Origin of the sequence: Bacillus sp. FSL M8-0256 (assembly GCF_038005765.1) — a bacterium.
Classification (GTDB): domain Bacteria; phylum Bacillota; class Bacilli; order Bacillales; family Bacillaceae; genus Bacillus; species Bacillus safensis.
Map to the genome: position 1 here is coordinate 2,839,893 of NZ_JBBOTU010000001.1, position 19,298 is coordinate 2,859,190.

The window sequence follows — 19,298 nt, forward strand, 5'->3', positions numbered from 1 at the left end:
CCCTCATGCTCATGCATGTGTTAACTGTATCTTAAGGATGAAAAATCCGTCTACAATCATATCAACAGATCATATTTTCATAGGTGATGCTACTCAAAACGTTACATAAAACATAAGAAAATGATCCTAATCTCAGAAAATGATTATTGACAAACCTACCAGATTTTTGGATTAATAAATTAAGGGGAAAAGATTGTTTTGTTTGAAATGGGGGGTTTTATGAAAAGAAGGCAGTACAAATTTTATTACAAGCTAGTGACGTTTTTTTTCATACTTAGTACGATTCCTGTTATCATTGTCGGCATTTTTTCTTATCAGCATTCACAAAAAACAGCACTTGAAAATATCTCAAATGAAAAGCTCGACAGCGTTAAACAAACGCAATCCAATATTGAGCATATTTTAAAAACTGTTGATCATTCTCTCACTCACTATGTCAGTTCGCCGCCTCTCCTTCAAACACTGGCAGAACCTTTAAATCCAGACCAATTCCAGCTTTATAATCAAGTACAGCAGGAACTGAACTACCTGCAAACCTTTGACACCGATCTTTCCAATATTACACTCGTCAGTAAAATGGAAGACTGGTACATGAACAATTCGGGGCTTTATCATGTCACAAGCGAAGACCAAGAAAAAGCGCTGACCTCTTACCTCAATATACCAAGTCACTCCAGCTGGGCACTTGAAGAGAATAATCCACTTGTTGCGACAAAAGAAGGAAAAGCATCCTTTTGTAAGTACAATGTGAATTTAATCAAACAACTGCCTATGAACAGCGTTCAAAAAAAGGGAATTGCTGTCGCCAGCATTCCAAGCTGCGTCATTGCTGATAACATGCCTGACTTCTCTCAATCGGATAGTATGTTTGTGATCGATACAAACGGAAAAGTGCTGCTACATAATCGCAAAGAACAAATTGGTGAATCGCTGAAACATCAAGATATCGTCAAACATGTGCTCTCACTTGAAAAACGATCAGGCCAATTTGATATGAAGATCGACGAACTCAACTATCAAATCACATTTCAAAAATCAGATTATAATGAATGGACGTACCTATCCTTTGTTTCTATTCCAGAACTTAAGCAGCAAACGAAATCAATTGGGTGGATTACCTTTATTATCTGCACTATTTTGTTAGCGCTTTCATTGCTATTTTCATGGTTCGGTTCTAGACACTTTTATAAACCAATCCGCTTATTATACGAGTCATTTGCACGCAATGAATCATTTTTGCAAAAACAGCCTTTTCAAAATGAATTTGAGTTGATTGAATCGAGTATTAAACAAATGAAAGATCAAAACAATGATTTAGAGGAACGGATTGAGCAGCAAGTGACACACTTACAGCAATACTTTATGGTACGGCTGCTGCTTGGAAAGCTGACAGATGAAGAAGTTAACAACCGGTTCCAAAGCTTAGGCTTTCCTCAGGGCTGGTCTCATTTGTCCATGCTTGTGACCCAAATCGATACATTAAAAGGAACACCTTATGAAAAAAAAGATGCTGACTTGCTTTTATTTGCGATCAATGGACTGATCGAGCAGATTATTCCGCAAGAGGAGCACCTTCAGCCAACCGTTGTCAATCAGCATCAAACAACGATTATCCTCAACCACTCAAAGTCAGATGAAGAGTTTACTGAATATTTAAATCAATTAGCAGAAAGCATTCAGCAGCGTATCGAAGAAGAGCTTGGTTTATCGATCAGCATTGGAATCAGCCGCCAGTTTAAAGAACTCACGATGGCAAAACATGCTTACATTGAAGGAAAAGAAGCCTTAAAATACAGACTTAAAGCAGAGAAAAAGTCCATTATCTTATATGAGCATATTCAGCAAGGAAAGACGTTCAAAACCCATTTTCCAAAGCAGCTGCAGCATGATTTATTTGATGCGATGAAAGCTGGCGATCAAGGCAAAGCGGATCACTATTTACATGTACTCCTGCAATCCATTTTCTCTAAAAATGCAGGACCGCACGAATACCATATCGCCCTCGCTCGTTTTTTAAACAATTTAATCGAGCTGATGCATTTGCTGGGCATTGAATTATTTGAGGTCGAAGATAACAAAATGCTCTATGATACGATTTTTGAATTTAAAACCTTTGAAGATACGGAAGCATGGCTGAAACATGAAATCATTCGGCCAATTATTGACCAGCTTGCTGCACGTGAAGACTCACAATACAAAAACATCTCAGAAAAAATCATTCATATTATTCATCAAGAATTCGACTCAGATCTCACATTGGATGAAATCGCCACACGCCTGCATTACAATCCAAATTATTTAAGCAGTATTTTCAGAAAGGAAATGGATATCTCCTTTAGTGAATATCTCTCTTCCTACAGACACCATGTCGCTAAAAATTGGCTTGTAGAAACCGATATGTCCGTCAAAGAAATTTCGGAAAAACTGAAATATAAAAACCCGCAAAATTTCATCCGGTCCTTCAAAAAGCTGGAAGGTACAACTCCTGGGAAATACCGCGACCAGAAAAAAGGCTCGTAAGACAAAGAGTCCCGCTCTCACAAGAAAGCGGGACTCTTTTATTTAAACTGTTCATTTAAGATGCTGTCTTCCAGCACGGAAAGCGGCTCTCCATACACACGTTCAATATGAGCTGCTCCCCAATCGCATAGCGCATTGAGGATTCTTTCGAGCGACTGTCCGTATTCACTTAATTCATATTCCACTTTAGGCGGCACCTGTTCATAGACAATCCGATTAATGACCCCGTCACTTTCAAGCTCTCTCAGCTGCTGCGTCAGCATTTTTTGTGTGATGTTTGGCATGAGCCGCTTCAATTCGCTCGTCCGTTTTTTCCCGTGTGTCAAATGACATAAAATCACACACTTCCACTTCCCGCCTATGACCTCAAGCGTTGCTTCCACAGAGATATTATATTTTTTCTTTTCCATCGAATGTTCACTCCTCTTTGTACGAACAGGCACTTTTTAGTACCTATATTACAAAAAAGTACGTACTTTTTTTTTCGTCATCTATGTTAGATAATAACTCTTGCCGATCGGCTTCGTCTATCAAAATGTCATCACAGAAGGATGTGAACTTACTTATGAAGAAAAAGCAAAACCATTTTGCTCTTCTCGCACTAGCGATTAGTGCTTTTGCTATAGGAACAACTGAGTTCATTAGTGTCGGTCTTTTGCCAATGATCTCAGAGGACTTTGGAGTGAGCGTCAGTCAGGCGGGCTGGACTGTCTCTTTATATGCACTTGGTGTGACATTTGGCGCGCCTATATTGACTTCTCTTACTTCCACGATGAAAAGAAAGACATTGCTTTTGCTCATTATGCTCGTCTTTTTGATTGGTAATACACTTGCCACCATTGCCCCGACTTTTTCAGTGCTGTTAATCGGCCGGGTGATTTCAGCTTTATCCCATGGAATCTTCATGTCCATCGGTTCTACGATTGCTGCAAGCCTTGTCGTGAAAGAAAAACGGGCAAGCGCGATTGCCTTTATGTTCACTGGTTTAACAGTAGCGACTGTGACAGGTGTGCCATTCGGGACATTTCTTGGTCATGAGCTCGGCTGGCGGACATCATTTGGTGTGATTGTGATCATTGGTCTAATCGCACTGATATCCAACTATTTTCTTGTGCCGTCTCAATTAAAGCAGGGTGTGAAAACATCTTTTAAAGATCAAGCTGTCCTATTAAAAACAAAAAGAATTTTGCTTTTATTTGTCATTACAGCCACAGGGTATGGAGGAACCTTTGTCGTCTTCACGTATTTATCTCCTCTCTTGCAGCATGTGACAGGGCTTGCGCCTGGGGCTGTGGCCTTGATCCTGCTTTTATACGGAATCACGATCGCAGCCGGAAATGTCATTGGCGGAAAAGCTGCTAATGAACAGCCAATGAAAGCACTGATCTATATGTTTATTATCCAAAGCATCATCTTGTTTATCCTTAGCTTCACTGCAGGATTCACAGTGTTAGGCATTGGAACCGTCATGCTGATGGGGCTGTTTGCTTTCATGAATGTGCCTGGGTTGCAAGTAGCCGTCGTTGATTTTGCAGAAAGATACACACCTGGAGCGGTCGACGTCGCATCTGCTATGAATATCGCTGCCTTTAATGCCGGTATTGCCATTGGCTCATTTTTAGGAGGCATCGTGACAGATACACTTGGTCTTGTGCATACAGGATGGGTCGGCGGCATCATGGTCCTCATCGCAGCCATTCTTACGATGATCAGCTATCAAATGGAACAAAAAGAACAAACACAAACCATTTAAAGGAGTTTTTATGATGGAACATTTACAAAGTACAAAAACATTAAACAATGGGGTCCTCATGCCAGGCTTTGGCCTTGGTGTATTCAAGGTGGAAGATGGAGCTGAATTAGTTGATGCTGTCAAAACAGCCATTCAATTAGGCTATCGCAGTATTGATACAGCGGCTATTTACGGAAATGAAGAAGGTGTTGGACGAGGCATACAGCTTGGTTTAGCAGAAACAGGACTGCGTCGTGAGGACATCTTTGTCACCTCAAAAGTGTGGAATGCCGATTTAGGATATGAATCTACTCTAAATGCATACGAAGAAAGCTTAAAAAAGCTTCAGCTTGACTACCTTGATCTGTATTTAATCCATTGGCCGGTTGAAGGAAAATACAAAGAAGCTTGGCGTGCACTGGAAACCTTGTATCGTGAAGGAAAGGTCAGAGCCATCGGAGTGAGCAACTTCCAGCCGCATCACCTAGACGAGTTATTAAAAGATGCAGACATCAAACCAGCGATCAACCAAGTAGAATTTCATCCAAAACTAACGCAGGAAACACTCTCTACGTATTTGAACTCTCATGGCATTCAAATGGAAGCTTGGTCACCGCTGATGCAGGGTGAACTGCTGCATCACCCGCTGATCACAGAGCTCGCAGACACATACGGTAAAACACCTGCTCAAATTATTTTGCGCTGGGATGTACAAAAAGGTGTCATCACCATTCCAAAATCAACGAAAGCACATCGTTTAAAGGAAAACGCTGATATATTTGATTTTGTCTTATCTGATGAAGATATGAAACGTCTTTCTGACTTAAATGAAAACAAACGTATCGGTCCAGATCCAGATAACTTCGACTTTTAATCAAAACACCCCCGCCTTTTTGCTTTGCGGGGGTGTTCTTTTTGATCATTTTGATTTTTTAAAGGAAGCTTCATATTCTTCTATGATTTTATTCCCACCATTGGATTTCCACTTCTCTACATCTTTCTGAAATTGATCTTCACTGATGTCACCAAGAATGAACTTATACGTCGCATCATCGATGATTTTCTTCAATTCGTTTCCACGCTCTGATGCTGTTTCTGAATACAGGCTTTCAGCAGGATTGGCAACGATGATGTTTTGATTGTCTTCTTCTAGCTCTTCATATTTAGAACGAACTGCATCCCCTTTATTTTTTAAGTAACGTTTATCAATTCCTACAAGACTGACAAGCGGCTGTACATCTGTCTGCCAGCCTTTCACTTGGCTTTCTTCCCTGACAAATGTATTTCCTTCTTCTTTCTTATAATGCTTGCCATCTATACCGTACGTCATGAGACCATATACATCTTCTTCGGCAATACGGTCAAAGAAAGCCAAAATCCGCTTTAATTCCGCCTCTGATTTCACGCTTGTTTTAGGGAATGCGAAGATGCCATTATGCCCCCCTGATGCCCACACACGTTCTTTGCCATCTGGGCCTTTGATTCGGTTGATAATATCAACTTTCATGTTTTTATCTGTCGCATCATCTCTCAGGTTCACGGCATCTACCATATTTCCAACATAGATACCTGCTTTTCCTTGTGAAAATAATTCCTGCTGCTGTGTTTTGCTTGTCACTGGGAAGTCTTTGTTGATATAGCCATTGTCGCGCAGCTTTTTCATGTATTTCATTGTATTCATGTACTCATCTGTCATAAAGTCCGGCGTGAATTTCCCGTTTTCTTCTTTCCAGTCTGTCGGCATTCCTTCATATGAACCAAGCGTTTTAAATGCGCCATAAATTAAATCGTTCCGATCCGTAAAGCCAATTGTATCGGCTTTTCCGTTTTGATTCGGGTCTTTTTCAGTAAAGGCTTTGGCTACTTCATACAGATCATCCAATGTTTTTGGTGTATCCAAATTTAAATTTTCAAGCCAATCCTTTCGAATGACAATCCCTTGTCTTGAAAGTGGTCTTTCTCTATAGATGCCATAAAGCTTGCCGTCTATAGAAGCGTTTTTATTAATCAGTTCGTTCATCTTACTTAAATTTGGATAATCCTTTAAATAAGGACCGACTTCCCAGAACATGCCTGATCTGAACGCATTAATCGCAGACGAATTTTTAATGTCTTGAATCGTCACAATTTGTGGCAAATTCCCTGCTGCAAGAGCGGAATTTAAACGATCTTCCTTCACAGCATCAGGCACCCATGTAATATCAAGCTCTGTATTTGTGAGCTTCTCAATCTCTTTTAAAACAGAATCCTTCGGCGGCTGCTGATGATATAAAATCGCCATCCATGTCAGCTTTACCTTTTTGTCTAAATCAACCTTCTCATCTGATGAGTTTGCCCCTTTACTTGAACATGCTGACAGAAGACCGCTTGCTGCAAATAACAGAACAAACGCAATCAGCCATAATTTCTTTCTCCCCATATGATCCCTCCGTTGTTCCATCTTTTTAACCCTTTACAGAACCTAGTAATGCTCCTTTGTTGAAATGCTTTTGAATAAATGGATAGACAAGCAGAACCGGAATGGTTGCCACAACAATTACAGCCATTTTAATCGTCTGGTCTGGCGGTGGGGTGGATGAGCCCATATCCGACATATCTCCCTGCATTCCGCTTGAGACAATGACAATCTGTCTCAGCAGTACTTGAATCGGCCACTTCACTGAATCATTTAAATACAGAATGGCAGTCATATACGTATTCCAATACGTCACGGCATAAAAAAGTGAAATAGTAGCAATGGCTGGCAAAGAAAGTGGGAGCACAATTTTAAAGAAAATCCCTAAATCGTTACAGCCGTCCATCTTCGCTGATTCCTCAAGGCTCGCCGGTATGTTTTGAAAGAAGTTTTTCAAAATGATTAAGTTGAACGCATTGATTGCAACCGGGAGAATAAGTGACCAATAGGTATCAAGCAGACCAAGTGTTTTCACCACAATAAACGTCGGAATCATACCTCCGCTAAACAGCATCGTGAAAACAACGAGAAACATCAGTGTTCTCCGGCCTTTTAGCTCCTGACGAGACAGCCCGTATGCCATAAGTGAGGACAAAAACATGCTGACAGCTGTTCCAACGAACGTCACAAGAATGGACACAATGAGACTGCGATACACAATATCTGTAGAAAAAATATATCGATATGCCTCTAGAGAAAACGTCGTCGGGAACAAAATAAACTTCTTCGTGATGACCTCTTCTACTGTTGCAAAAGAGGCGGCAATGACATGGATGAACGGAAGCACACATATTAATGCGAACATGAGTAGAAAAGAGTAATTAAATAAATTGAACAATCGGCCTTTAATAGAACGATCTATGTTCATCACGCCCTTTCTTTGAAAGCGTTATCATTTCATCTGAAAGTAAGCTGCAGCCTGTGACGATATCGTGATTAAAATGTAACAAACGGGGGAAGAAAGCGTCTATAATCATTTTGACAGACCAACTGGATAGATCATGTCAGCCGTGCTTTTATGCTCATGAAACAAAAGAATAAGATCATTAGCTCATGACATGATTATGCCTTATGCTCGATCATTTTCTTCGAGGATTTCTGTCGTATTGACATCTGGTTCATAGCCTAACTCCAGCTTCGTTTTCTCAGTAGACCACGGCTTTTCTTCATTTTCTGATACAGCATAATAGGTCCCAAAGGGAATATCCGATTCAACCGCTGCCTTTATCATACCTGTAAGATCCTCATGTGACAGCAGAGTTCTTTTAGTTCTTTGCTTTTTGTGCAATGCCTTCATCTCATCTGTTACAACTGTTCCAATTCTTAAATTGATGACAGACATTCCCGATTGATCGTGGAACAAACGTCCCAGCTGTTCGGAAGCAAACTTTAATATGCCATAGACATTTTTAGTCGCAGGCACATCGTCAGTTGTAATCTGCCGTCCAAGTAAGGAGCGTCCATCCTCTTCATAACGATCCGTCACATGGTTGCTGCTTGCAAAAATGACTTTTCGTATGCCATGCCGCGCGGCTGAACGAAACATATAATAGGTACTCCTCCAAAAAATATCAGTCATTTTTGCAAATTCTTCATGATCCATCACATCATGCGTCATGTCCATGTTTAGAAGATGCAAGATGACATCTGTATCCCGCGGAATTGCCTCATATAGATTCTGTTCATTCGCTGCATCGGCTAAAATGACTCCTTCTACACAGCTTGTTAGATCAATAATCGTGACGCTGTACTCAGCAGAGAGCGCTTTTGTTAAAAGACGTCCAATCACACCGCATCCGCCAATGATGGTGATTTTTTTCATCTGTCTCCTCCTTTCTTTTGACGTAGTATGTCCAAGCGTTTCTTGATTACAGCCACTTTTTCAAAAATCGTGTCGCCTCGTGACGCATAGCGGCTGTTTCAAAATGACCTGCATGAAGACGGGTAAGCTGATATCGTTCTTTCAATGAAGCAGCTTCATAGGTTTGACTCAATACCTTTTGAATCCTTCCAACGCCTTCAGCAGGCGTGAGCTGATCAAGCTTTCCAACTAAGCTTAAATGTGGTCTTGGAAAAATCATTTCTTGAATGTCCGCTGCTGTAAAATGCTTCGCCAAGCTCGGTACATAGTAATAATAGCCATGTCTGTCCAAATTGTTCGTTTCAATTAATGTATGATGGTCCACCTGTGCACAAAGATCAATACACACACTGACCCTCTCATCAAGTGCAGCCGTCCACCAGGAAAGAAGACCGCCCATTGACATCCCAAAGACAGCTAACCTGTCCGCCAGCACATCAGATCGAGACAGCAAATAATCAATCGCACACATACTTTCATACAGCATCATGCCCCACATCACTTTTCCTGTTAAAAGCATTTCCTTAAAAATTTCACTTTCTGTTCTCCCTCTTCTCTCACCAAACCCTGCATGATCAATGGCCAGTACACTATATCCTTTAGACGTAAACTCTTTTGCATATGAAGGCGTTTGCAAATAATGAGCACCTTTTAACAACTCTTCCTTGCCATTCACGTAATTCCCGCCATGTGAATGCTGGAACAGCACAACGGGTCTTTTTTTCACCGTATCCTTCGGTTTCACAAAATAAGCAGGGACTTCCTCTACACCATTCATAGAGAGAATGAGAGTTTCCACTACATATGATTCACGTTCTTCCATTTTTAACGTATAAGCCTCCACGCGATGACGTTCTGGCATTTCTCCTAACAGACTGAGCAGTTGTTCACGTTTGCTTTCCTTTTCCATTGACGTCACTCCTCATTTTCTTGATCACCTGTTAAAATACGAGACCGATGCGGGAATCACCTTGTTTTCGACAAAATTATGTCCCGGGAAATAAAGAACACCCACCGGTTCATACCGATGGGTGTCATCATTAGTTCGCAACAATATTGACAAGCTTCCCAGGAACTGCAATCACTTTACGAATGGTTTTCCCTTCAAGCTGTTCTTTTACACGTGCATCATTTTTCGCAAGCTCTTCTAACTGCTCCCTTGTTGCATCAGCAGGAACGGTTAATTTTGCTTTTACTTTACCGTTAAGCTGTACAACAATTTCTACTTCATCGTCGACAAGCTTTGACTCATCATATTGAGGCCATGCTTCATAAGAAATAGATCCTTCATGACCAAGTTTATTCCAAAGCTCTTCTGCTAAATGCGGTGCAATTGGAGAAAGAAGCTTCACAAAGCCTTCTGCATATTCTTTCGGCAGTGTATCCGCCTTATAGGCATCGTTGATAAACACCATTAATTGTGAAATTCCTGTATTGAAACGCAAGCCTTCATAATGATCCGTTACCTTCATAACTGTTTCATGATAGCTGCGTTCTAATGCGCCGCCAGATTGCTCTGTCACTTTATCACTGAGTGAACCATCTTCATTTGTAAAGAGACGCCATACACGATCAAGGAAACGACGAGCGCCATCAAGTCCTGTTTCAGACCAAGCAATTGATGCATCTAAAGGTCCCATGAACATTTCATAAAGTCGTAATGTATCCGCACCATGAGATTCTACGATATCATCTGGGTTGACCACATTTCCTTTTGACTTACTCATTTTTTCATTGTTTTCCCCAAGAATCATACCTTGGTTGAACAATTTCATGAAAGGTTCTTTTGTTGGAACAACACCGATATCATACAAGAACTTATGCCAGAAGCGTGCATATAGAAGATGCAGTACAGCGTGTTCTGCTCCGCCGATATACACATCAACTGGAAGCCATTTCTTCAGCTTCTCAGGAGAGGCAAGCTCTTCTGTGTTATGAGGATCAATATAACGTAAGAAATACCAGCAGCTGCCTGCCCATTGCGGCATTGTATTCGTTTCGCGGCGGCCTTTTTTACCTGTAACAGGATCTACAACCTCAACCCAGTCTTTAATATTGGCTAATGGTGATTCACCTGTACCACTTGGCTTAATCTCTGTCGTCTTAGGCAAGATCAGTGGAAGCTCTTCTTCTGAAACAGCTGAAGATGTTCCGTCCTCCCAATGAATGATTGGAATCGGCTCACCCCAGTAGCGCTGACGGCTGAACAGCCAGTCTCTTAAACGATATGTGACTTTCTTTTCACCTTTTTGATGTTCTTCAAGCCATGCAATCGCTTTTTCAATCGCTTCTTCTTTTCCTAACCCATTTAGGAAATCAGAGTTAATGTGCTTTCCATCACCTGTGTAGGCTTCTTTTTCAATGTCTCCGCCTTCTACAACTTCTTTAATTGGAAGATCAAAGGTTTTGGCGAATTCATAGTCACGTTCATCATGGGCAGGAACCGCCATAATGGCTCCAGTTCCATAAGTCGCCAGCACGTAATCGGCAATCCAGATCGGCATCTTTTCACCATTTAAAGGATTGATGGCATACGCTCCTGTGAAAATACCCGTTTTCGTTTTAGCAAGATCTGTCCGCTCTAAGTCACTCTTTGATTGAATCTCTTTGATATACGCTTTAACAGCTTCTTTTTGAGCATCTGATGTAATTTTTTCAACAAGTGCATGCTCTGGTGCAAGCACTGCATATGTTGCGCCAAATAGTGTATCAGGACGCGTTGTGAAAACCGTAAACTGTTCGTCATGTCCTTCTACTTCAAAATGAACGTGCGCTCCTTCAGAGCGTCCGATCCAGTTACGCTGCATATCTTTGATGCTTTCAGGCCAATCAATGTCCTCTAAATCTTCTAACAGCCTGTCCGCATATGCTGTAATCTTTAGCATCCACTGCTTCATAGGACGTCTTTCAACAGGATGGCCTCCGCGTTCACTTTTTCCATCAATGACTTCTTCATTTGCAAGCACTGTGCCAAGCGCTGGGCACCAGTTCACTGGTACTTCATCGATATAGGCCAATCCTTTTTCGTACAATTTTAAGAAAATCCATTGTGTCCATTTGTAGTAATTCGGATCTGTCGTGTTGATTTCTCGATCCCAATCATACGAGAATCCTAGTGATTGAATTTGGCGGCGGAAGTTATTGATGTTCTCTTCTGTAAAGGCCGCCGGGTCATTTCCTGTATCAAGTGCATACTGTTCTGCCGGGAGACCAAATGCGTCCCATCCCATTGGATGAAGAACATCATATCCCTGCATACGTTTCATGCGTGATAGAATATCCGTTGCTGTATAGCCCTCAGGGTGCCCGACATGAAGCCCTGCTCCTGATGGATATGGAAACATATCAAGTGCATAAAACTTCGGTTTATCTTCCGAGTCAGATGTGGCGAATGTTTTATGTGTCAGCCAATAATCCTGCCACTTCTTTTCAATTTCCCGATGCTGAAAACTCAATGTGAAAACCTCCTTTAATATGTACGGCTTTATCTGCTTAGATGACCACTGCAAGAATTCAGATTTTTCTAAAATCAACAAAAAACCCTCATCCCTGGAAAGGGACGAGAGATTTTTTGGTTCCCGCGGTACCACCCTTGTTAGCGTAACATGCTGTTCGTACGCTCACTTAATATCTTTAACGCAGACATGCGACAGAAGCTTTAACGCAACTGCAACTCTGAGGCGAGTTCAGAAGCAGATTTGATTGACTTTCACCAGCCGTCAATTCTCTAAAGACAAATACTGCTTTCCTACTACTCCTCTTCACTGTTCTTATCGTAACCGTCATCTAAGTAGTATTTTATAGAATTATGATCATAAGTGCAAGCAGGTTTGTATACAATGGGAATGTACCCTAGACTAGGGTAAAGTAGAGGATATTATTCGTGTGGAGATCGGTTATGACGGTTGGAGCCTGCATCCTGTGAACGTTCTTCTCTCACAAAATCGAAGCTTCGCAGAACTGCTTCTCCTCCGTAACCTGAAATAATGGATAAGATGATCAAGTGCAGACTAGATTCGGGATTTGAGGATAAGACAAGCAGTGTAGCGGCAATCATCCCAACGAGCCAATCTTCAATAAACCCTAAGTAAATAAACTTTTTTGTCATTCTGGGCTTCTCTAGCCTGCCTTTTTTCTTTACGTGACCGAGAATGCCCATGACCCCTCCAATGGCGCAAGCAATAATGACTTGTTGCAGCATTTTCATCACCTTCCTAAAGCCCTTAGAATAGTAAAGCGACTTCAGGCTGTCCAGCCCCCTGTAATGCCATTCTGCTGTTCCGTCATAATCCATGTAAAAGGTCTATTCTCTCTAACGAAGAAAAAAAGCTTGTTTCTTCCATTATATGTGAATGACCTAAAAACAATCTTGATGCATTGGAATCATTTTCACCTAATCCATATTAACTATTTTTGTCATTTTATGAATGATGAGTAATTGATTCCTTCTTTTTCTAATGAAAAGTCTCCTTACTTACTCTATTCTAATGGAGGACAAACTATGATGACAAATTTAACAAAGCGTTTGCAATCGTTGAAACAGAACATATGTTATGTTACGTTTAAAAGGATTCATTTGGTTGAAAAGACAACCATTTGATATGTCTTATAGCAGCAAAGGAGGGTAATATGGTCAGCTCGAACATTTTCGGCTTGCAAAAACAGCTTGAACTCATCAAAAAAGCGCTGGATCATGCGCGGATCGGTGTTGTCATTACAGACCCTTCCTTAGAGGATAACCCTATCGTTTATGTGAATCACGGCTTTACACAAATGACTGGATACAAACCAGATGAGATTCTTGGTCGTAATTGTCGATTCCTTCAAGGAAAAGACACGGATCAAAAGCAGCTTGCTTTAATTCGCCATGGAATTCAAAACAAAATACCTATTACCACACAGCTAAAAAATTATAAAAAAGACGGCACTTTTTTTTGGAATGAACTCAATATAGATCCTCTATACATTGAACAAGATGACAAAACATTTTTCATTGGTTTTCAAAAGGATATTACGAAACAGAAAGAATATGAACAGCTCCTAGAAGATTCCTTACAGGAAGTCACCTCTCTTTCGACGCCAATCGTCCCAATCAAAAATGGTGTATCTGCTCTTCCGCTTATCGGAAAATTATCTGAAGAACGCTTTGATGCCATTGTCGCTAAGTTAACCTGTATATTAGATGATTCAAAGGATGATTATTTAATTGTCGACCTTTCTGGTTTAATCGAGGTCGATGATTCCGTCGCAGCACGTATTTTCAAACTGCATCATCTTCTCAATCTAACTGGAACCGAACTGATCATCACTGGGATTAAGCCGCAGCTTGCGCTGAAAATGAAAGACCTCGATACAGATTTCCAGAATACGATCACTTATTTGACAGTAAAAGAAGCCATAAAAGGATTACCATTAGCTGAAAACCCTGTGTAAACAGGGTTTTTCAGATTGTTGACAAAGGGCTAAAATGATCTTTATTTTAGCTCTTTGTCTTCTATTCAGCGTGATAGAAAACCTTTGCAGTCTAGGAAGGGCGAGCACCGGAGCGCAGACCTGACAACCAATGCGAGGGTTTGTCTACACGCTGGAAAACCCTGTGTAAACAGGTTTTTTTTAATTGAACCGCTCCCCAAAATGGAAAAATGAGGTATGATAGGTGTAAATAGCAATTTAGGGGGGCTGTTAGATATGTTTTTACTCATATTAGGTCTTTTATGTGTTTGTTTTGCCATCGGGTATGCTGTCAATTTCTTCTTACTCAAACGCAAGAACGAGCTGATTTTTTCAAAGAAACTTTTTTATCCTTTTTTGATCATTGGTCTCTTCTTTTCCATTATGTCATTACCGCTTACTGCTGGAAATGCGCCAAAGGCACAAGCCGATCCATCTTCCGAACAGCTGTTAAAGGATCAAAAGGAACTCTCATCTGACATTTCGCGCTTAAAAGCTGATAAAGAGTCGCTTACCTCCTCTTTAGAAGATGCGGAGAAGGAAAAAGAAAAGCTGGAAAAAAAGCTAGAAACCATCACCTCAGAAAAAGAAACGGTCAAACAGCAAGAGAAGACCATTCAATCGCTTGAAGAGAAAATAGACAAGCTCACCTCCAGCAATGAAACACTCAAACAAGAAATCAAGAATAGCAGCAGCGATACGAAGTCTTCCACCGTCCAGCGCTCCGCACCTAAAGATGAAGGAAAAAGCACAGGCGGTCATGAATCACAAAAGGAAACAAAAAAAGAATCGGCTGCCTGTAACATTAAAGGGAGTGTCAACGGTATTTACCACACACCAAGCAGCAGATACTACTCTAGAACAAAGAATGTAACCAAAATGTTCTGCTCAGTAGAAGAAGCAGAGCGTGCCGGATACAGGGCACCTAAGCAATAGCGATGTTTAATTAAGATAAAAAAGAACCTCCTGAGCGCCCAATCGGGTTTACAGGAGGTTCTTTTTTAGATTTCTCTTCTTAAAGCTGCTAATACATTCGTTTTTGTTGCCTTACGTGCCGGGTTAAGCCCTGAAATGATCGCTACCCCTGCGCTGATCACTGTCGCTGTAATGACAAGGCTGAGTGGAATATAGGAAAAAGTAATCGAGAATTGATCACTTGATCCTCCCTCAGACATGGACGACAAAATGGCTGGGATGATTAAATTAACGGCGAAACTAATCAAATATGAGATGATAATACCGATGATTGATCCGATGACTCCAATATAAGCACTTTCCATTAGGAACATCCGCTTGATAATGGATGGATTTGCGCCAATAGCTTTCATAATACCAATCTCTTGTGTTCGCTCTGTTACCGCCATGGTCATCGTATTGAAAATACCGATGGCAGAAATAATGACTGCAATACATCCGACAAAAATGAGTCCAATTTTGAAGACCGTAAAGAACATATCCATTCCTTCAAGCTGGTTCGTTACAGAGATGACTTGATAGCCCTCATCTGTCAGTTTATTCGTGAGCGTACCGACATTGTCGAATTTATCTGCATAAACAGAAGTCATTTTTTCGACATTTCCAGCTTCAGGAGACAGGTCGAGTATTTGACCAAATTCTTTTTCATAAGCATTCGGAATCAGAATTTTATGATCCTCCTGCCACTCCAAATTCGGCTTTTTCAAAACACCTACTACACGGAAATCAAATGTTTTTTCTTTAACGACTTCCCCTTCTTCATTTAGTTTTGGCACTTTGATTTGAATCACTTTATTTAAAATATCCTTCGTGTAGCCTTTTGGCTCCTTCGGTGTTTCTTCCCCATTTGACGTCTGGTTTAATTCTTTTTCATAGGCTTCGCGTTCTTTTTTTGTCCACAGTTGCTGCGCCATATGATATCCAACCACAATTTCGTTCGCTGATGTTGGGACTTTTCCTCGGTCTAGCTCAAGCCCTGCTTCTTTTTCTTCTTTCATATCAGTCAAAGCAGCCTGCGTTTCACTTGAACGGTTATCGAGCTCGACGTTAACCGATGGATTGATTGCCGTTCTTGAGACGACAGATTTCACATGATCATATTTCTTTAAATCATCAATCTTAACGTCTCCTTTTTCTTTTCCTAACACTTTAATTTCAGTGATGATTTGCTGTTTCATAATTTCATCTTGAGCTGATTTTTGCAAACCAAAACCGACAGACGCTAGAACGATTAAGAAAGAGCATGCCATTGTCGTCGCAAGAATGGTCATAAACACACGCAATCTATTTTTCTTCATATTTCTTCTAATGAATTTGACCTGATCTCTAAATTTCAATGGATTGTTCCCCTTTCTTTAATACACCGTCGTGAAGCTGGAACGTTGTGTCTGCGATTGAAGCGACTTCATCGTCATGTGTAATGATGACAAATGTAATTCCTTTTTCGCGATTGAGCTGCTGGATAAAGGCTAAAATTTCTCCTTCAGTTTCTGAATCCAGACTACCTGTTGGTTCATCCGCTAAAATAATAGATGGATTTAAAATCAAGGCTCTTGCAATACTCACACGCTGCTGCTGTCCGCCTGACAGCTCATTTGGGTAATGTCCTGCATGATGTTCGAGTCCTACTCGTTTCAGCATTTCTTTTACTTTCACTTTTCGTTCAGACGGCTTCACCCCTTTTAAAGTGAGCGGAAGTTCAACATTCTCATACGTTGTTAAGCTCCCGATCAACTGAAAGCTTTGAAAGATAAAGCCAAAGTGATCTAAGCGAAAGTCTGCCCATTCTTTTTCATTAAAGCCGGTCACATCGGTGCCATCAATGACAATTTTTCCGCTCGTTGGCGTAATATAGCCTGATATTAAGTTCAATAAAGTCGATTTCCCCGAACCACTTCGTCCAACAATACAAGCAATATCGCCTCTTTTGATGGACAGGTCAATCCCTTTCAGCACAGGAATTTCATTTTCCCTGCCCTTTTTACCAATTTTAAATACATGATCTAATGCTTGAATCTGAATCATCTCTACTCCCCTGCTCTCTGTTTATCTTTTTCTATAGATTAAGAAATAACTCGTTAAGGCGCCTACGACTCCACCGATGAGCATACCAACGATATAACCAAATATGGAATTATCTGAAGAAAAACCAAACCATCCAAACCCTAGAACACCGAAGACAATGACCATAATCTGAATAGGTCTATCCATACTTGAGTAAAGGAAGAAGCGGCCATTTCTTTCAATTGGATGTTTTATAAAGCTAATTAAGCCAATTAGATAAAACAGAACCACCATGACAATAGGTATAATGATTTTTTCGCCTGAGAACCAAAGAGGATAATCAGATCGGAAAGGTTCATCTATAATATAGTTGATTGGAGATATAGGCGATATCAAATAAGCGAAGCTCTTATCTAACCAACTCCCACTTGTCTTGATAATAAAATCTACATGAACAAGCGGTAATCCGATCACTAAAAAGGGTAAAATAGCTGTGCTGAACCCAACGATTGCTTGCGCAATGGAACTTCCGGTTAAAGTACCCGCTGCAAAAAATAAACTATAAAACATCAAGGAGGACACAAGCGAAATGATATAAACGCTATGAAAGCCAGGTGTTTCTAGTGGGTTAAGTCCTAAAATAAGTAAATAAGTAAGAACATAAGAAACGGCATGAGCGACTGCAATGATTCCAGCACCTAAGAAAAACTTTGTGTGATAGATTGTACTCCTGCTAAATGGTAAGGATAAGGTAAAATCCATCTGCCCTTTATTTCTCTCAAATCCAAGCTGCATGACAGCAAAGAAAATTCCCATTAGCCATGAAAGAGAGAGGAAAGGATCCGTCTTAAAGATATAAGAAAAACGTGGTGCATCCGTAATACACTCTGTATCGTTTAGACACGTTTGAAAAGACGAATATTCCATTAAGAATGCGAAGGGCGTCGCAAACACCGCAACAAGCATCACTAAAATGAATGTCAGCTCAGATTGCTTCCACTCCTTATATAATAATTGCCGCTTTACCATCTGCGTTTCCCTCCAAACTTCGCAATGAATACTTCTTCTAAATTCACAGGCAGTTCATGCCATACTTTTGGTTTCAGTGACTTCAAGTACTCTTTAGCTTCTTCGTCGGTTTTTAGAACAAGCGCTGTATAGAAAACGCCCGCTTGATCCAAAATCGCCACGCCATTTTTTCGAATACTTAAGTTCATATCTTCTTCAAAGGCCATTTGGATTTTGACATAGTCATTCTTTAATTCATCTAAATCCATGACACTTGTGAGTTCATTTCCTTCTAAAAATCCAATTCGATTACACATGCGCTCAATGTCCTCTAAGCGGTGAGATGTAATTAAAATCGTTGTTTGTCGTTCTGCCACCTCGTCAATCATCAGCTGAAGAACGTCATTTCTTGTGACGGCGTCAATTCCATCAGTCGGCTCATCTAATAAAATGACCGCTGGTTTGATGGCAAAGCTTAAAATTAATGACAGCTGTTTCTTTAACCCTGTCGACAACTCACGATACTTCACTTTTTCCGGAATTTCATAGCGGTTCACAAGCTCATTGGCATAGGTCACGTCAAACTTTGGATATATATGCTTTAACAGCTGGACAAGCTGTCCGTAATTGTATCTATCAAAGTAAGGATTCACGACTGGCATGAATACAATATTTTGCTTTACTAAAGGGTGGTCTTTCACCAGCACATCTTTAAAATAAATCTCTCCTTCATCCGGAAGAAGAATTTGCTGAATTAATCTGAGAAGTGTTGTTTTCCCAGAGCCATTCCGGCCAAGCAGACCGAAGATCTCACCTTCGCCTATTTTGAAGGAAACGTCGCTGAGTACTTCGCGTCCATTTAATTTCTTCGATACATTTCTGACCTCAATCAACTTGTTTTCCTCCTTTTAGACTTGAGCCGATCTCTTCCAGCCATTCCTTGAGCTGATGAATATCAATACCAGCATAATGAGCTTCTATGATGAGTTGTCTTAACTGTTCTTTCATCTCGAGCACCTTCCCTTCATTCAGCTTTAACTGAGCACCTTCTGTTACATACGTACCGCGGCCCCGCAGAGTTTCAATAATCCCTTCCCGCTCCAGCTCTTTATAGGCTTTACTGACGGTGTTTGGGTTGGCAATGATAATGGTGGCGAGCTCTCTGACAGAGGGCAGTTTGTCACCTGGCTTCATCACGCCTTTTAAACATAAAATTTTGAGCTGCTCAATGATTTGTTCATATATTGGCGCAGCGCTTCTTGGATCTATTTGAATCATGATGACTCCCTCTT

The 19,298-nt window shown here is 40.7% G+C and carries 17 protein-coding genes and 1 other annotated feature; of the genes, 5 read left to right on the forward strand and 12 right to left on the reverse strand.

Annotated features, from left to right (window positions below; translation table 11 throughout):
- Positions 1–219: 219 nt before the first annotated feature.
- Entirely contained in the window at positions 220–2,520 is a 2,301-nt protein-coding gene (locus NSQ76_RS14575; protein ID WP_034624283.1) for a helix-turn-helix domain-containing protein, read from the forward strand.
- A 38-nt stretch (positions 2,521–2,558) separates the two neighbouring features.
- Here the strand turns inward: NSQ76_RS14575 and NSQ76_RS14580 are convergent, their stop codons facing one another.
- Positions 2,559–2,930: a winged helix-turn-helix transcriptional regulator gene (locus NSQ76_RS14580; protein WP_003217763.1), complete on the reverse strand. Its 372-nt coding sequence runs from the start codon at positions 2,928–2,930 to the stop codon at positions 2,559–2,561.
- Positions 2,931–3,085: 155 nt separating this feature from the next.
- Here NSQ76_RS14580 and NSQ76_RS14585 point away from each other — a divergent pair, with 155 nt between their 5' ends.
- Entirely contained in the window at positions 3,086–4,273 is a 1,188-nt protein-coding gene (locus tag NSQ76_RS14585; protein WP_024426203.1) for an MFS transporter, read from the forward strand.
- A gap of 10 nt (positions 4,274–4,283) precedes the next feature.
- On the forward strand, positions 4,284–5,126 hold the full coding sequence (locus NSQ76_RS14590; protein WP_034279459.1) for an aldo/keto reductase: 843 nt from the start codon (positions 4,284–4,286) through the stop codon (positions 5,124–5,126).
- Between the two features lie 45 nt (positions 5,127–5,171).
- Here the strand turns inward: NSQ76_RS14590 and NSQ76_RS14595 are convergent, their stop codons facing one another.
- The 6 genes from NSQ76_RS14595 to NSQ76_RS14620 all read right to left on the reverse strand — a co-directional run bounded on the left by NSQ76_RS14595 (position 5,172) and on the right by NSQ76_RS14620 (position 12,775).
- Positions 5,172–6,671, reverse strand: coding sequence for an extracellular solute-binding protein (locus NSQ76_RS14595; protein ID WP_024426205.1), 1,500 nt, complete (start codon positions 6,669–6,671; stop codon positions 5,172–5,174).
- 25 nt (positions 6,672–6,696) lie between these two features.
- Complete coding sequence (locus tag NSQ76_RS14600; protein ID WP_152550506.1) at positions 6,697–7,557, reverse strand: carbohydrate ABC transporter permease; 861 nt, start codon at positions 7,555–7,557, stop codon at positions 6,697–6,699.
- 219 nt (positions 7,558–7,776) lie between these two features.
- The gene (locus tag NSQ76_RS14605) at positions 7,777–8,529 is read right to left on the reverse strand and encodes an NAD-dependent epimerase/dehydratase family protein (RefSeq protein WP_034624286.1); all 753 of its coding nucleotides are present in this window, start codon (positions 8,527–8,529) and stop codon (positions 7,777–7,779) included.
- 46 nt (positions 8,530–8,575) lie between these two features.
- Entirely contained in the window at positions 8,576–9,478 is a 903-nt protein-coding gene (locus NSQ76_RS14610) for an alpha/beta hydrolase family protein (protein ID WP_034624288.1), read from the reverse strand.
- 130 nt (positions 9,479–9,608) lie between these two features.
- Complete coding sequence (gene leuS, locus NSQ76_RS14615) at positions 9,609–12,023, reverse strand: leucine--tRNA ligase (protein WP_024424893.1); 2,415 nt, start codon at positions 12,021–12,023, stop codon at positions 9,609–9,611.
- 97 nt (positions 12,024–12,120) lie between these two features.
- Positions 12,121–12,342 (reverse strand) — a binding site (T-box leader).
- Between the two features lie 103 nt (positions 12,343–12,445).
- The gene (locus NSQ76_RS14620) at positions 12,446–12,775 is read right to left on the reverse strand and encodes a DUF4257 domain-containing protein (protein ID WP_008343006.1); all 330 of its coding nucleotides are present in this window, start codon (positions 12,773–12,775) and stop codon (positions 12,446–12,448) included.
- Between the two features lie 422 nt (positions 12,776–13,197).
- Between NSQ76_RS14620 and NSQ76_RS14625 the strand changes: the two genes are divergently transcribed.
- Together NSQ76_RS14625 and NSQ76_RS14630 are read left to right on the forward strand one after the other, a co-directional pair.
- Positions 13,198–14,001: a PAS domain-containing protein gene (locus NSQ76_RS14625; protein ID WP_125587182.1), complete on the forward strand. Its 804-nt coding sequence runs from the start codon at positions 13,198–13,200 to the stop codon at positions 13,999–14,001.
- A 255-nt stretch (positions 14,002–14,256) separates the two neighbouring features.
- The gene (locus NSQ76_RS14630) at positions 14,257–14,955 is read left to right on the forward strand and encodes a sunset domain-containing protein (protein WP_024426209.1); all 699 of its coding nucleotides are present in this window, start codon (positions 14,257–14,259) and stop codon (positions 14,953–14,955) included.
- A gap of 65 nt (positions 14,956–15,020) precedes the next feature.
- Here the strand turns inward: NSQ76_RS14630 and NSQ76_RS14635 are convergent, their stop codons facing one another.
- The 5 genes from NSQ76_RS14635 to NSQ76_RS14655 are packed head-to-tail and all read right to left on the reverse strand — an operon-like array spanning position 15,021 to position 19,284.
- Positions 15,021–16,331: an ABC transporter permease gene (locus NSQ76_RS14635; protein ID WP_024424896.1), complete on the reverse strand. Its 1,311-nt coding sequence runs from the start codon at positions 16,329–16,331 to the stop codon at positions 15,021–15,023.
- Positions 16,321–17,019, reverse strand: coding sequence for an ABC transporter ATP-binding protein (locus NSQ76_RS14640; protein WP_044332340.1), 699 nt, complete (start codon positions 17,017–17,019; stop codon positions 16,321–16,323). Before NSQ76_RS14640 ends, NSQ76_RS14635 begins: the two co-directional genes overlap by 11 nt.
- Positions 17,020–17,040: 21 nt before the next feature.
- Positions 17,041–18,027, reverse strand: a complete 987-nt coding sequence (locus tag NSQ76_RS14645; protein WP_341054538.1) for an ABC transporter permease subunit — start codon at positions 18,025–18,027, stop codon at positions 17,041–17,043.
- Positions 18,021–18,899, reverse strand: a complete 879-nt coding sequence (locus NSQ76_RS14650) for an ATP-binding cassette domain-containing protein (protein ID WP_024424899.1) — start codon at positions 18,897–18,899, stop codon at positions 18,021–18,023. The genes NSQ76_RS14645 and NSQ76_RS14650 overlap by 7 nt, the downstream gene beginning before the upstream one ends.
- Positions 18,892–19,284, reverse strand: a complete 393-nt coding sequence (locus NSQ76_RS14655) for a GntR family transcriptional regulator (protein WP_019743690.1) — start codon at positions 19,282–19,284, stop codon at positions 18,892–18,894. Before NSQ76_RS14655 ends, NSQ76_RS14650 begins: the two co-directional genes overlap by 8 nt.
- Positions 19,285–19,298 lie beyond the last annotated feature (14 nt).